Raw genomic sequence first — 14,526 nt, forward strand, 5'->3', positions numbered from 1 at the left:
AGTTTAGCTTTAAGCTCAGGATTTTCTTCTCAGGCTATAAAGCTTATATTGGCTTTATAGCCTTATGATTTCCGCCCTGTTCTATGTCTTTAACACTGTCTCAATTACGCCGACAATTGCGTCAACAACGTCGTCGCATTTCTTCTTTCAAACAACGTCAATCTCAACAACAGACTTTTGCACGCTTACGCCGTCACGCTATTTTTAAGCACAGTCAGCATATTGGGGTGTACTTGCATGCTTTTGGTGAAATTCATACTCAACAATTAATCATGGAATGCTTTGCTTTAGGCAAACAGGTGTATTTACCGATGATTTGCAATATGAATCAGCATTTGGTGTGGGTAAAAATTTCTAAGCAACAATATATCAATCGACGCTTTGCCATGCATCGTTTAGGCATGCAACAAGCCATGCAAAACCGCGCTCGTGCTGTCACTCAACTAGATTTACTGATTATGCCCTTATTGGCTTGTGACCTGCTTGGGACACGGCTTGGCATGGGGGGTGGTTTTTATGATAAAACCTTATCACGCGCAGCGAAAAAACCCTATCGTTTGGGTTTAGCCCATGATTTTCAGCTACTCACGACTCCCCTGCAACGAGAAGCTTGGGATCAGCCCTTAGATGCCTTAGTTACGCCACAACGTTTTCTCACTTTTAAGCGCTAATCTTAAGATAACACTGCAATTTTTATGATTTTCATAGAAATTATTACATTTTACCCTTGTATTTTTAAAATTACCCATCACTATTAAATCATGGCAACACCGTTGTCACCTAGGAGTGCCCATGTCTGAAATTATGATGAATGAAGAAACCTTAGCACTAGAGGTGCCAAGCATATTACCTCTTTTAGCGCTACGTGATGTTGTGGTGTATCCACACATGCAAATTGCGCTGTTTGTTGGTCGTGAAAAATCGATCAATGCAGTTGATGTGGCGCGTAACAGTGACAATCTTGTATTTGTAGTTGCACAAAAAGATTCGCTTACAGAAGAAATTGATCACGATAATTTATATCAATACGGTACTGTCGCGAAGATTGTGCAAGTTGTAAATCACGAAAATGATGAAAACTGTATTAAGGTCCTCATAGAAGGCCTACACCGCGCCAAACTAGAACGCATTATCGACCAAGACAGCTATTTAACTGCTGAGCATAGTTTAAGCCCAATGAGCGTGACGCTTGAGCAAGAAACTCAAGAAAACCATCTGCTTGAATTACGTGCTTTATTTGCCCAGTATGCAGAAGCAAAATTACGTAATGCGCGTGAATTGATTGCAGCTGCCAATAAAATTGATGACTTATTGCAGTTATTGTTCTTTGTTGCGACTCGTGTTCCACTGAATATTGATGTAAAACAAAAGTTCTTAGAACATGACGAGTTTGCAGCACATTTAACTGAACTGATGACTTATTTGCTACAACAATCTGAAGAACAACAGATTGAGCAAACTTTGCATGATTCAGTGAAACGCCAAATGGAAAAAAATCAGCGCGAATACTTCTTAAATGAAAAAATGAAAGTCATTCAGCGCGAACTTTCTGATATGAATGGCGGTGCTGAAGATGATGTCGCTGAAATTGAACGTCGTTTAAGCGAAGCAGATTTACCTGAACATGTGCGTAAAAAAGCTGAAAATGAATTCCGTAAGTTAAAAGCGATGCAACCTGCTTCAAGCGAAGCAGCTGTGGTGCGCAATTACTTAGAAGTGATTCTTGATACCCCTTGGAATAAAGCCAGTAAAGTTAGTATTAACTTAAACAAAGCCCAAGAGATTCTAGATTCAGATCATTACGGGTTAGACGACGTGAAAGATCGCATTGTCGAATATCTTGCAGTGCAATCACGCGTGAAAAAATTACGTGGCCCGATCCTATGCTTAGTGGGTCCTCCAGGTGTGGGTAAAACTTCACTGGGTGAATCTGTAGCAAAAGCCACAGGTCGTGAATTTGTGCGTATGGCACTTGGCGGCGTACGTGATGAAGCCGAAATTCGTGGTCACCGTCGTACTTATATTGGTGCGATGCCAGGTAAAATTGTGCAGTCACTCAGCAAAGTTGGTGTAAAAAACCCACTGTTCTTACTCGATGAAATCGATAAGATGGCGCAAGACTACCGTGGCGATCCTGCATCTGCCTTACTTGAAGTACTTGATCCATCACAAAACAGTAAGTTTAACGATCACTATCTTGATCTAGATTTAGACTTATCTGAAGTGATGTTTATCTGTACTGCCAACAGCATGAATATTCCTGAAGCACTGCTTGACCGTATGGAAGTGATTCGTCTACCGGGTTATACCGAAGATGAAAAAGTCAATATTGCTGAACGTTACTTAGTACCAAAGGCTATTAAGAACAATGGCCTACGTGCTAAAGAGCTGACTGTGCATGAAGAAGCGATCCGTGACATCGTACAACGCTATACCCGTGAAGCAGGTGTACGTAGCTTAGAGCGTGAAGTCTCAAAAATTGCGCGTAAAGTGGTCAAAGAAGCGGTTAGCAAGAAAGCTAAAAATTTACAACTTGAAGTCAACTCAAGCAATCTGCCAGAGTATTTAGGTCCACATAAATTTGACTTTGGTATGGCGGAAGAAACTCCAGAAGTCGGCCGTGTCAATGGTTTAGCATGGACTTCTGTAGGTGGTGAGTTACTCACTATTGAAGTTGCAGCAGTTCCTGGTAAAGGTAAATTTATTACCACAGGTTCTTTAGGCGATGTGATGAAAGAATCCATTACAGCAGCGATGACTGTAGTGCGTACCCGTGCTGAAGAACTGGGCATCGAAGCATCACGTTTTGAAGAAACCGATGTGCATGTACATTTACCCGAAGGTGCGACCCCTAAAGATGGTCCATCAGCAGGTTTAGCATTAACCACTGCGCTGGTATCAGCATTTACCAAAATTGCGATTCGTCCAGATATCGCGATGACGGGTGAAACCAGCCTTGGTGGCCGTGCGATGCGGATTGGTGGTCTAAAAGAGAAGTTATTGGCTGCACATCGTGGTGGTGTGAAACTGGTGTTTATTCCGCAAGATAACGTGCGTGATTTAGCGGAAATTCCAGACAATGTTAAAGCAGGTCTTGAAATTAAAGCGGTAAAATCAATTGATGAAATTTTACCTTTGGCTTTAGTGGAACAACCGAAACCATTGGCCAAAGCACCTTTAGTCAAGGCAACTAATGAAGAGAAAGTTGCGCGTCATTAATTGAGACATCATGTTAAGCAAAAAGAGCGCCACGGCGCTCTTTTTTTATGTAACTTTTTATTTTCTAAACTTGCAATCTAACCTATTTAACCGCACTTTATAACAGGTAATCAAAATACCTTGTTGTATTGTTTTGGTCATCTGTGTCTCCAGACAGATGATCTTTTTAATCGCAGTCCTTTGGCTTTTAAGGACTGCGTTTTTTATGCTTACTGGCTGATACTTTTCACCAAAGCATTGACCAAATTTGCCATTTTTTTATAATCCAAACGTTGAATTTCTACTTCAGCACGGTATTGATTTTTATTACGATATTGACCGGTATCGGTAATTAAAACTGCTGGTAAATCATGTTTCCAATAGCTCAGATGATCCGAATCTTCAAAGATCTTCAGCACAGGTAAACTAAAGCGTTCACATGCCAATTGTTGCATATTTTGACAATACTGCACTGCAATATCACGTGAGGTAATATTGCTCACAACTGCTATAAAATTAGCATGTTCTGGATACAGCCATTTGAGTCCAATCGGATATTCTTGTACGGCAGCATGCTCATAAAACCCAATTTGGTCCAATACATAAATGGCTTGAACGGGTTCCTCGCTCGCCACTAAAGTTTTAGCATGGCGCATACTGCCCATTTGTTCAGTATTAACATACGGTGCAGCGCCCAAGGTATAAAATACAAATTCAACATTATGCTTTAAGCTATTTTTATTTTGACTTAATACGTGTGCAGCCTCGACCACACCTGCCACGCCAGAAGCATTGTGATTGACACCACGGCTTTCACCTTCCACATCGTAATGCGCACCAATAACCACCTTATTGGGATGACCGGCATTTAAACGACAAATCACATTACGATATTGCTTTTGATTCAAATTAAAATTTTGATAATGACACGGAATCGCAAATAATCTCATTTGCTCTGTCAGCCATGCTGCTGTGCGATTGAGCTCCTGTGGATGTTTATAATTTCGTGCATATTGCATTGGTCCTACTACTTGAGTGAGGAATAACTTAATATTGTCTGCGTCTGCTTGGGGGGCTACAGCGTGGGCTGTGGCTAATGTTGCAGCCCAAACTCCAATAAAACATCCGATAATCAAACGCATTTGTTTTTATTCCATGATCAATGTTGTTGCTTTTTTCTTCTATAAAACATAAATCCTGCCTGCTTTTCAAGAGGCTTTTTCCTAAAGTCGCACGCGCGGTATATACTGAGCATTGGATTGATAGGCAAGCATTACGTATGAAAATTCGTATTTTAACCATTGGGCAAAAAATGCCAGCATGGGTTCTGACTGGTTTTGAAGATTATTTCAAACGCATTCAACCATTTGTACAAACACAAATTGTTGAACTACCAATGGCCAAACGCGGTAAAAATGATTCTGAGGCGGACATTTTAAAATACCGTAATATTGAAGGTGACAGCATTTTAAATGCCATGAAGCACAATGAAGTTTTGATTGCTTTAGAGGTGGGTGGTCGTGAATTTAGCACCGAAAAACTGGCTGAAACTATGAAAGGCTGGATGCTTGAAGGCAATGATATTGTACTGGCGATTGGTGGCCCAGATGGTCATTCTGAGGCTGTCCGTAAAGCCGCGGCATGGCATTGGTCGTTATCTAAGCTTACTCTACCGCATCCGATGGTACGGGTGATGCTGATTGAACAACTGTATCGTGCTATGAGCATTAACAATAATCACCCTTATCACCGTGCTGGGTAACGTTTTATATTTAGAACGATATGTTGAAAAACTCACGCTTTCTTGCAACGCAGACATTTGACACAATCCTGTTAATGATTGAATTTGGTATTTAAGTATGCAGCGACACACTCTCCCCGGCTTATTTATTTCTCATGGCTCTCCAATGCTTGCGATTAATCCTGAGCAAGTCGGGCCTGCATTACAACGTTTAAGTCTGAATTTACCTAAGCCACAGGCCATTATTGTGATGTCTGCGCATTGGGAAAGCCAAGCGTTAGAAGTGAGTACAGCAACGCGCCCTGATACATGGCATGATTTTCGTGGCTTCCCTGCTGAACTTTACGAGATTCGTTATCCCGCGCCCGGTGCTCCAGAAATCGCTGAGCAGATTTTACAGCGTTTCAATCAAACAGGTTTAGCTGCGCATGCCAATAGCAGTCGACCCCGTGATCACGGAGTATGGATGCCACTTTTACATCTGTATCCTGAGGCAGACATTCCGGTCATTGAAATCTCTTTACCCATGCACATGAGCAGTCAAGAGATTTATCAAATTGGACAATGCTTAGCAGAGTTTCGTCAACAACAAATACTCTTAATTGGTTCTGGCAGTATTACCCATAATTTACGTGAATTGGCCTGGGATGGACGTCCTGCTCAAGTGCCGGAATGGGCTTCGACTTTTCGTAACTATGTGGTGCACAAGTTACAACATCACGATATAGATGCAGTGCTCGATTGGCAGAACATTCCCTTTGTCGCTCGAAATCACCCGACTATTGAGCATTTTGCACCGCTGTTTTTTGCTATGGGCACCGGGCCACGCTTTAGTATTGTGCATAGCAGCTTTAGCATGGGTGCCTTAGGCATGGATATCTATCGTTTTGACTAAGCTTAAACCCAAGCTGAGAACGGATACATTTTGCTACTAAATCAGGCAGAGTATCCGTTTTTTTTTGATTATATTAAAATCTATACATTCAACATAATAGAAGACGTATCTCATGCGCTTATCTTATTTCGCTATTCTTTTATTGCCCTTGTCTTTGGTCGCTTGCCAAGCAAATGACATTCAAACTGTACGAGATCATGCCGTGCAAATTTTACAACATCAAAATCCAAGTAAAACACTGAGCGCCTATACTTGGCAAACAGACACTGGGGCAAAAAAGCCCATGTTGTTACGCTTTGGTTCAGATGGTCGCTTAACTGTTAGCACCACCTGTAATACGCTCTCTACCGCATGGCGAGTAGAGAATAACGAGGTCATCACAGGCAATACCATGATGACCCAAATGGCCTGCTCAGCAGCAGACATGCGTCAAGAAGCAATTGCTGCTAAGTTGCTAAACGATCGAAAAGTACCTTTTATTTTAGATGCTACAGATCGTCAAAAGCCCACCTTAACTTTAATGGATGCCACCGGACAGCGTTATGTATTTAGCGGCACCATGACTGCGGAAACACAATATCAAGGTGAAGGTCAAACCATGTTCTATGAAATCCATCCCAATACCAAGGCCTGTACAGGGGTGGTACGTCAGCAATGTTTACAGGTCAAAGAAATTCGCTATAACCCACAAGGCCTAAAAACCTATCAAGATGCCAATTGGAGTTTGTTCTATGGACAGATTCAAGGCTATGAGCATCATCCAAAAGAACGTCAAGTGATTCGGGTTAAACGTTATGAGATTAAAAATCCTGCTGCCGATCAATCTAAATATGCCTATGTGTATGATATGACCATTGAACGCAGCTTAATCAAATAATCGAGCTATAAAAAAACCGCTCTAATGAGCGGTTTTTTTTCAGATATCAACTAATTCAAAATTAGTAAACACCTTGCGCGAGCATCGCATCAGCAACTTTTACAAAGCCTGCAATGTTCGCACCATCAACATAGTTCACAGTACCGTCTTCTTTGGTACCAAATTTCACACAGTTGCGGTGAATTTCTTTCATGATCGCATGTAAACGCTCATCAACTTCTTCAAAAGTCCAACCTAAACGCAATGCGTTTTGAGACATTTCAAGACCAGAAGTCGCGACACCACCTGCGTTTGATGCTTTACCTGGTGCATAAAGAATTTTCGCTTCTACGAATTTCTCAACGGCAGCCAAAGTTGATGGCATGTTTGCGCCTTCAGCAACACAGATGACACCATTTGCAAGAAGTTTGTCTGCGTCATCAGCATCTAACTCATTTTGAGTTGCGCATGGCAATGCGATATCGCATTTGATACCCCAAGGGCGTTCGCCTTCAAGATATTCAAAGCCATGTTTAGATGCGAACTCTGAGATACGACCACGTTTCACATTTTTCAGTTCCATCACTTCAGCTAAAAGCTCTTCTGTGAAACCATCTTTCACATAAACAGTACCCGCTGAGTCAGATAATGATACTACTTTAGCACCTAAATACATTGCTTTTTCAGCAGCATATTGTGCAACGTTACCTGAACCTGAAATGGTCACGACTTTATCTTTAAAGCTTTCACCGCGAGTTTTTAACATTTCTTCAGCAAAGTAAACTGTACCGTAGCCTGTTGCTTCAGGACGTGCCAGTGAACCACCGAAAGTTAAACCTTTACCTGTGAATACGCATGAAGTGTCATTGCTGAGCTTCTTCATCATACCCGCCATGTAACCCACTTCACGGCCACCTACACCAATATCACCGGCTGGGATATCTGTGTTTGAGCCTAAGTGACGGTATAATTCGATCATTAAAGCTTGGCAGAAACGCATGATTTCGCCTTCAGACTTACCTTTAGGGTCAAAGTCTGAACCGCCTTTACCACCACCCATAGGAAGTGTTGTTAAGGCATTCTTAAAGGTTTGTTCGAAACCTAGGAATTTTAAAATTGAAAGGTTTACAGATGGATGAAAACGCATACCACCTTTAAACGGACCAATTGCTGAGTTGTACTGTACACGGAATGCACGGTTTACATGGGTTTGACCTTGGTCATCTACCCAAGAAACGCGGAACTGAATCGCACGTTCTGGCTCGACTAAACGCTCAAGCAAACCGTGGTCTGCGTATTGAGGGTTTTTTTCAATGAATGGCCAAAGACTGGTCATTACTTCTTCAACGGCTTGAAGAAACTCTGGTTGATGTGCGTCACGTGTTTTAACGTAATCTAGGAAGTCGTTAAGGCTGTTGTATTTCAACGCTTAATCCTCAGCAGATAAATGGATCAAAATTGGTCAAAATTTCAATCAATGATGTATTTTGGCGCAGACAATTTAATATCTTTTGTTAACAATCAGCAATAGTTTTTTGAAAAAAACTTTTTTTTAGATTTAATTACAACCATTTAAATTAATTATTGCGACTTTTTTTCATAAGTTATACAACTTTTTCTTATTAATTTTTTCCGAAAAATCGCGCATTTATAAGGCACAAGTTGACCCATTTTTGCGCAAAACATTTCATTTAAAAACATGCTAATATGCACACTTTCTTCTCCTGATTAATTCTTGTTGCGCCGATGGGCAAGATCACGCTATGAACGCTCAAATTTCTCTGATTCAACATCTCGATGCTCAATTACCGCAAACCCAATGTGGACTCTGTGGTCACCGTGACGGCTGCTTACCGTATGCCAAAGCGATTGCCGAAGGAGAAGATGCCAATAAATGTGTGCCTGGTGGCCAGCCAGTGGCAGATGCGTTGGCCGAAATTTTAGCCCGCCCTAAATTAACTGCAGCGCCAAGTGTTTGGCCGATTCAAAGCGATGGTCGTCCACAGCAAATGAAAGCCGTGATTCGCGAAGATGAATGTATTGGCTGTACCAAATGCATTAGCGCTTGCCCTGTAGATGCAATTTTAGGTGCAGGTAAACTGATGCATAGCGTGTTAAGTGATTTATGCACCGGCTGTGAACTATGTATTGCACCTTGCCCTGTCGACTGTATTGACCTAATCCCTGACCCCAAACCTGTACCTAATGAGCGTGAGCGTGCGCAACAACAAAACGACTTACGCGCGCGTTATTATGCGCATATTCAACGCGAGGAAAAACGTCGTTTAGATCGTAAAGGCCCTGTAGTACGGGCTGAAATTGATACCCAACTGTTTGCACAATTTTCACAAGTCAGCGATCAAGTTCCTCATATTCAAATTATTGAAAAGAAAAATGATTTAGTTAAAATCTTGGATGCCAAAAGCACTATTGAGCTGGCCAAAGTACGCACCCAAATTAAAAAGTTAGAAAAACAATTGAGCGTACGCGAAGATGCCAATAAACGTGCTTTACTGGCCAATTTAAATCAACAGCTTTTAGCATTACAGGGAGAATAATATGCTCACCAGCAGCGGCAAACCTGTAAAAAATATGACTAAAAAGCAAGTGCAAACTTTCTTTGAACGCTTACGTGAACAACGCCCAAACCCCACCACTGAGCTTAATTTTTCGAGCCCATTTGAACTTTTGGTGGCAGTCACTTTATCGGCACAAGCCACAGATGTCAGCGTCAATAAAGCCACGGATCAACTGTTTAAAGTAGCCAATACACCAGAAAGCATTTATGCCTTAGGCGTCGATGGTTTAAAGGAATATATTAAGACCATTGGCTTATATAATTCCAAAGCCGAAAACGTCATTAAAGCCTGTAAAATGCTGATTGAGCTGCATGGCAGCCAAGTGCCTAACAATCGTAAAGACTTAGAAGCTCTGCCTGGTGTGGGGCGTAAAACTGCCAATGTGGTGCTGAATACTGCTTTTGGACAACCGACTATGGCGGTCGATACCCATATTTTCCGTTTAGGTAATCGTACTGGCTTAGCTTTAGGTAAAGATGTACTTGAAGTCGAGCAACGCTTACTCAAAGTGATTCCAAAAGAATTTATGTTAGATGCACATCACTGGCTGATTTTACATGGGCGTTATTGTTGTATTGCACGCAAGCCCAAATGCCATGAATGTGTGGTGAGTGATGTATGCAACTGGCCTGATCGGTTTGATTTTGGTGCCAGTAAACCGATTTTGGTGAAAAATATCGATGCATAAGCATCGATATTTTTTTGAAGCTTATTTTTTCTTATTTTTTTCTAATTCTTGTTGTAGTTTTGGGTGCAGTTGATAGTCTTTATTGACGCCTTGTTCACGCTGCTGATGCTGCGTTTGACGTAACATTTTAAAGCTGACGTAGATCAAGCCCAATAATAAAATGATGCCGATCACTACCAATAAAATCGCGCCAATTTTTAGCACATCCAATTCTCAACACAAAAAAAGAGCCCTAATATGACTTAGGACTCTTTTAATGTCAAAACAAGTCAAAAAACTTATTCTGCTTCACCTAAAATCGCAAAAAGATCGGCTTGAACTTCTTCGATTGGGCGTAAACCGTTTAACTTGTCATAAGTTGGTGCATTCTCACCAGATGCTGCACGACCTTGATAGAAGCCAACCAATTGTTCTGTTTCAGCGTGGTATGAACCTAAACGCTTACGAATGGTTTCTTCTTGGTCATCAGCACGTTGTACCAGGTCTTCACCTGTTTCATCGTCCTTACCTTCCACTTTTGGTGGGTTATAAACGATGTGGTAAACACGGCCAGATGCAGGATGCTGACGACGACCTGAAAGACGTTGTACGATTTCTTCGTCAGGTACATCAATCTCAATCACGTGATCAATATTAATACCTTCTTTTTCTAACGCTTCGGCTTGCGGAATCGTACGTGGGAAACCGTCAAAAATACAGCCATTTACACAGTCAGGCTGCGCAATACGTTCTTTTACTAGGCCAATGATGAGTTCGTCTGAAACTAAACCACCACTTTCCATCACGCTTTTAGCTTGTAGACCGAGTTCTGATCCTTCACGAATTGCAGCACGGAGCATATCACCGGTTGAAATTTGTGGGACATTGTAGCGCTTACAGATCAACTGAGCTTGTGTACCTTTACCTGCTCCAGGTGGTCCGAGTAAGATAATGCGCATAATAAAAACATCCTCATGTTTAACATGTATATGACACTTCAAGCGATTGGCCTGTCAGCATCGATTTTATAAGAAAGCCACAAACAAATGTATTAAACCGGCGAAAAATCCGGTCACTCCCCCCAATACAATCAAAATCCACTCATCTTCCTGAAAAGCAGGGCGCAATAGATTTTGAAACTCTTGTGGCGTTAGGTCTCGAATACGATCGCGGAACATTTGATAGATTTTCTGTGCACGGCTCGCATTAAAGGCTGGGTCGCATACAGGCACCATCGTAATTTCAATTGAGCGATCAATCAAGTCTGTCTTGAGTTTTGCGTACTCTTTTGGCCCTAAAGACAGCTGCAATGTTGTGCGTACCAGTGGGGTGTCCATAATTTGGTTAATATGACGCTTAACGATACGGCGTGTGCGATCCTTGCGACTACCATACATCATTTCGGTCATAATTGTTTTTAAGGTAATGAGCTCTTCGGTCACGATTTTGGCAAATACCGTAGACACTTCATCTTGGCGTTTCATAAAGGCGCCTTGAATATTGTAGCTGCCTATACGTGGTACGACGGGTTTAATCCAAGGGAAACTGCGGTCTTGCGTCCGTTCAAAAAACTGTGGATAACGCACTGGATGTGGCAACATTGGATTAAACACCATCCAAATGGCAATCCAATTGGTCAATAAGCCCCATATGGCCGCCCAAAAGGGAACCGTCCAATGCCAAGGCACCACAAACCACACGATCATTTGGAACAAACCAAACACCATGCCAATCAAGGCACTAATATGCCAAATAAAATTAATCTCTTTTTGACCCACCGTTAAAAACATGCGCACCATTAAACGGCGATCGCTTTCCATACGGCGCACAATCATCTCACGCATATCGACTAAACTTTCAACATTCATGGTCAGTTCAGTCACTAATTCTTTTAAAATCGCGGGTAGCTGTTTGTGAGCCTGCGCAAAAATACGACGTTTAATGGCATAAGGGACGTTTTCCCACAAAATAGGATTACGCTCCATCATCACCTCTTCAATGAGGTTTTCTAGGTCAGCATCAACCTGCACACCAATAATTTCTGCCATTTCTTCAGGGTCCATGGCTTGTAAAAATTCTTGTAGTGAGCCAAGTTTAGACAAGGCATTATCGGTAATGACGCCAGAGATGTGTCCCGCTTTACGCGGCACGATCCCCTGCCAACCCACCGGAATTGGCCCAAGATGAAAACCCCAAAAGTTGACGGGGAAAAATACCATTTTGAGTGCCATCCACACATGCGCCCAGGTGACAAATGCAGTCACCGGTACAATACTCAGTACTGCCCAAAAATCGGGTCGATTTAAAAACGCAAGCCACAATTCATGGATGTGCTCAAGCATGTAAGAATTCCAACTATGGTTTGGGGTGGTTTAGGCCAAAAATTGCGCTAATGTCATCGGTAGTTCCATTAAGCTGCTCTATCATAACCATTTTTTTAAGCAGTCGTCACCTAGCTGTGTTGCGAAAATGTATAAGTCGAGCCAATTCATGGCCGAGGCTTGGCTGAGAAAAAGTAAACATTTTGCGTGACAGCGGCACAAAAGATATAGATATGCGCTAGAATATGCCTCTTCGTTTTTTCGATCCCCACTTCAAAGCCGATTGCGTATGAAACAGCACTTGCCCCTTAAAGATGTTCAATTAGAAAAGCGCATTTTTCGCAATCGCGTTTTTATTTCTATGGGGATTGTGCTGTTCTTTTTAGTGTTGTTGGTATCGCGTTACGCTTACTTACAAATTATCAGTTATGAAGAATTTAATACAGCCTCTGATAAAAACCGAATCCGCTTACAACCTCTAGCCCCAGCACGCGGTTACATTTATGACCGCAATGGGATTTTGTTGGCTGATAACTATCCGGTATTTTCAGCAACCCTCAGCCGTGCTGATGTTGATGACATTGACGCGACTTTGGCACGTTTGACGCCGGTATTAAATTTAACTGAAGAGGATATCAAAGGCTTTCAAAGTCGTATTAAAACCTCGCGTAAAACTGAGCGTGTCGCAATTAAGCTCAATTTGACTGAGCAAGATATTGCCCAATTTAGTGAAATTAAATATCAGTTTCCTGGGGTAAATATTGAAACTCAAATGACCCGCTATTATCCACATGGCGAATTATTTGCCCATGTGATTGGTTATGTCGGTCGCATTAACGATAAAGAATTAAAAAAGATTGATAAAGATGCCTACGCTGGAACCAACCTGATTGGTAAAATTGGCGTCGAAAAATCTTATGAAGATTTGCTGCACGGTGTACCCGGCAATGAATCCGTCGAAGCCGATGCCTTTGGTAATGTGCTGCGCCATTTAGGTCGTAAAGATCCGATTCGCGGTAATGATCTGTTTTTATCTTTAGATTATGGTCTACAAGTTGTAGCATCAGAGCAATTGGCCGGTCGTCGTGGCGCAATTGTGGCCATGGATCCCAATACCGGTGAGGTGTTGGCCCTAGTTTCAAGCCCAAGCTTTAACCCCAATTTATTTGTGACTGGAATTAGTACCACCAATTATTCAGCACTACGCGACAATCTTGATCAGCCACTGTATAACCGCGCGGTTCAAGGGGTATATCCGCCAGGCTCTACCATTAAACCAATGTTTGGTTTAGGTGGCATTCATTATGGGTATGTCAATTGGCAAACTGCCATTTCAGATCCAGGCTACTTTACTTTACCAGGTGATAGTCACCGTTTCCGTGACCATAAAAAAAGCGGGCATGGCAGTGTCAACATGCATAAGGCACAAGTGGTGTCTTGTGATACCTATTTCTATGTCTTGTCGTATCGCATGGGCATTGAAAAAATGAATGCGTGGATGCGCCAATTTGGTTTTGGTGAGAAGACTGGCATTGATTTACCAAGTGAAAGTAGTGGCTTGTATCCAAATCCAGAATGGAAAATGCGTACTCGCGAAGCCAAATGGCTCAAAGGCGAAACCATTTCGGTTAGTATCGGTCAAGGTGCATTTACCTCTACCCCACTGCAATTGGCCATGGCTACCGCCATTACCGCCAATCAAGGCTCTAAAGTGACCCCGCATGTGCTACGAGAGAGTCGCGGTGCCAAAAACTTTAAAGTGCATAATGGCACCAATGGCAAAATCAACTTTAATGGTCAACCTGAAGATTGGATTAAAATGCGCGAAGCCATGGTGGACGTGATTCAATCGGGCACAGGTAAAGGCATTAAAAGCGGTTTACAATACCAAATTGCTGGTAAAACCGGTACCGCACAGGTCAAAAGTATTGCCCAAGGTAAACGCTATAATGAAGCACTCCTCACCGACCGTCAGCTCGATCACGGTTTATTTGTGGGCTTTGCCCCAGCGGAAAAACCTGAAATTGCCATTGCAGTGATCTTAGAAAATGGTCGTGGGGGTAGTGCAGCCACTGCCCTTGCACGTCCGATCTTTGATTATTGGTTACTCAAGCGTAATAAAGATCCAATCCGTCCAAGTGGTGCGCAAATTAGCGGTGGCTTAATGACTGCAGGTCTTAAACCAAGTGATCTACCAAGTGGCAATAACATTTTACAAGCCGATCAAAATGCGCTGCCAAGCACGCCGGCTGCGACACAACGAGATTAA

General features: G+C 42.2%; 13 protein-coding genes. 8 read left to right on the plus strand and 5 right to left on the minus strand.

Annotated elements, in window-relative coordinates:
• Positions 1 to 83: 83 nt before the first annotated feature.
• Together AC5YCD_RS03170 and lon are read left to right on the plus strand one after the other, a co-directional pair.
• Complete coding sequence (locus AC5YCD_RS03170) at positions 84 to 671, plus strand: 5-formyltetrahydrofolate cyclo-ligase (protein ID WP_496128662.1); 588 nt, start codon at positions 84 to 86, stop codon at positions 669 to 671.
• Positions 672 to 792: 121 nt separating this feature from the next.
• Positions 793 to 3,219, plus strand: a complete 2,427-nt coding sequence (gene lon, locus AC5YCD_RS03175; protein ID WP_496128663.1) for an endopeptidase La — start codon at positions 793 to 795, stop codon at positions 3,217 to 3,219.
• Between the two features lie 209 nt (positions 3,220 to 3,428).
• On the opposite strand, the gene AC5YCD_RS03180 is transcribed toward lon, so the two are convergent.
• Positions 3,429 to 4,340, minus strand: a complete 912-nt coding sequence (locus AC5YCD_RS03180; protein ID WP_496128664.1) for a M28 family peptidase — start codon at positions 4,338 to 4,340, stop codon at positions 3,429 to 3,431.
• Positions 4,341 to 4,477: 137 nt separating this feature from the next.
• Between AC5YCD_RS03180 and rlmH the strand changes: the two genes are divergently transcribed.
• From rlmH to AC5YCD_RS03195, 3 genes are all read left to right on the plus strand, one after another.
• A complete protein-coding gene (rlmH, locus tag AC5YCD_RS03185) occupies positions 4,478 to 4,960 on the plus strand; it encodes a 23S rRNA (pseudouridine(1915)-N(3))-methyltransferase RlmH (protein WP_496128665.1) in 483 nt (160 codons plus the stop codon).
• Between the two features lie 97 nt (positions 4,961 to 5,057).
• Entirely contained in the window at positions 5,058 to 5,834 is a 777-nt protein-coding gene (locus AC5YCD_RS03190; protein ID WP_496128666.1) for a dioxygenase family protein, read from the plus strand.
• Between the two features lie 112 nt (positions 5,835 to 5,946).
• Complete coding sequence (locus AC5YCD_RS03195; RefSeq protein WP_496128667.1) at positions 5,947 to 6,711, plus strand: DUF4377 domain-containing protein; 765 nt, start codon at positions 5,947 to 5,949, stop codon at positions 6,709 to 6,711.
• Positions 6,712 to 6,772: 61 nt separating this feature from the next.
• Here the strand turns inward: AC5YCD_RS03195 and gdhA are convergent, their stop codons facing one another.
• Positions 6,773 to 8,116, minus strand: a complete 1,344-nt coding sequence (gdhA, locus tag AC5YCD_RS03200; RefSeq protein ID WP_496128668.1) for an NADP-specific glutamate dehydrogenase — start codon at positions 8,114 to 8,116, stop codon at positions 6,773 to 6,775.
• Positions 8,117 to 8,453: 337 nt separating this feature from the next.
• Here gdhA and AC5YCD_RS03205 point away from each other — a divergent pair, with 337 nt between their 5' ends.
• Positions 8,454 to 9,248, plus strand: coding sequence for an RnfABCDGE type electron transport complex subunit B (locus AC5YCD_RS03205; RefSeq protein ID WP_496128669.1), 795 nt, complete (start codon positions 8,454 to 8,456; stop codon positions 9,246 to 9,248).
• Between the two features lies 1 nt (position 9,249).
• On the plus strand, positions 9,250 to 9,957 hold the full coding sequence (nth, locus tag AC5YCD_RS03210) for an endonuclease III (RefSeq protein ID WP_496128670.1): 708 nt from the start codon (positions 9,250 to 9,252) through the stop codon (positions 9,955 to 9,957).
• A 21-nt stretch (positions 9,958 to 9,978) separates the two neighbouring features.
• Here nth and AC5YCD_RS03215 read toward each other — a convergent pair whose 3' ends face one another.
• The 3 genes from AC5YCD_RS03215 to AC5YCD_RS03225 form a co-directional block, all read right to left on the minus strand.
• Positions 9,979 to 10,161: a hypothetical protein gene (locus AC5YCD_RS03215; RefSeq protein ID WP_496128671.1), complete on the minus strand. Its 183-nt coding sequence runs from the start codon at positions 10,159 to 10,161 to the stop codon at positions 9,979 to 9,981.
• A gap of 74 nt (positions 10,162 to 10,235) precedes the next feature.
• Complete coding sequence (adk, locus tag AC5YCD_RS03220) at positions 10,236 to 10,895, minus strand: adenylate kinase (RefSeq protein WP_496128672.1); 660 nt, start codon at positions 10,893 to 10,895, stop codon at positions 10,236 to 10,238.
• A gap of 66 nt (positions 10,896 to 10,961) precedes the next feature.
• Positions 10,962 to 12,278 carry a hypothetical protein gene (locus AC5YCD_RS03225; RefSeq protein WP_496128673.1) on the minus strand — a complete coding sequence of 439 codons (1,317 nt, stop codon included), beginning with the start codon at positions 12,276 to 12,278 and terminating at the stop codon, positions 10,962 to 10,964.
• A 268-nt stretch (positions 12,279 to 12,546) separates the two neighbouring features.
• Here AC5YCD_RS03225 and mrdA point away from each other — a divergent pair, with 268 nt between their 5' ends.
• Positions 12,547 to 14,526 (plus strand): penicillin-binding protein 2, encoded by a 1,980-nt coding sequence (mrdA, locus tag AC5YCD_RS03230; protein ID WP_496128674.1) that lies wholly within the window; start codon positions 12,547 to 12,549, stop codon positions 14,524 to 14,526.

Source organism: Acinetobacter sp. CY05 (assembly GCF_059515805.1).

What these genes read in the sequence shown, in the direction of transcription:
- AC5YCD_RS03170 (WP_496128662.1), top strand. Translation starts at nt 84, where the DNA reads ATGTCTTTAACACTGTCTCAATTACGCCGACAATTGCGTCAACAACGT.
- lon (WP_496128663.1), top strand. Translation starts at nt 793, where the DNA reads ATGTCTGAAATTATGATGAATGAAGAAACCTTAGCACTAGAGGTGCCA.
- AC5YCD_RS03180 (WP_496128664.1), bottom strand. Translation starts at nt 4,340, where the DNA reads ATGCGTTTGATTATCGGATGTTTTATTGGAGTTTGGGCTGCAACATTA.
- rlmH (WP_496128665.1), top strand. Translation starts at nt 4,478, where the DNA reads ATGAAAATTCGTATTTTAACCATTGGGCAAAAAATGCCAGCATGGGTT.
- AC5YCD_RS03190 (WP_496128666.1), top strand. Translation starts at nt 5,058, where the DNA reads ATGCAGCGACACACTCTCCCCGGCTTATTTATTTCTCATGGCTCTCCA.
- AC5YCD_RS03195 (WP_496128667.1), top strand. Translation starts at nt 5,947, where the DNA reads ATGCGCTTATCTTATTTCGCTATTCTTTTATTGCCCTTGTCTTTGGTC.
- AC5YCD_RS03205 (WP_496128669.1), top strand. Translation starts at nt 8,454, where the DNA reads ATGAACGCTCAAATTTCTCTGATTCAACATCTCGATGCTCAATTACCG.
- nth (WP_496128670.1), top strand. Translation starts at nt 9,250, where the DNA reads ATGCTCACCAGCAGCGGCAAACCTGTAAAAAATATGACTAAAAAGCAA.
- adk (WP_496128672.1), bottom strand. Translation starts at nt 10,895, where the DNA reads ATGCGCATTATCTTACTCGGACCACCTGGAGCAGGTAAAGGTACACAA.
- AC5YCD_RS03225 (WP_496128673.1), bottom strand. Translation starts at nt 12,278, where the DNA reads ATGCTTGAGCACATCCATGAATTGTGGCTTGCGTTTTTAAATCGACCC.
- mrdA (WP_496128674.1), top strand. Translation starts at nt 12,547, where the DNA reads ATGAAACAGCACTTGCCCCTTAAAGATGTTCAATTAGAAAAGCGCATT.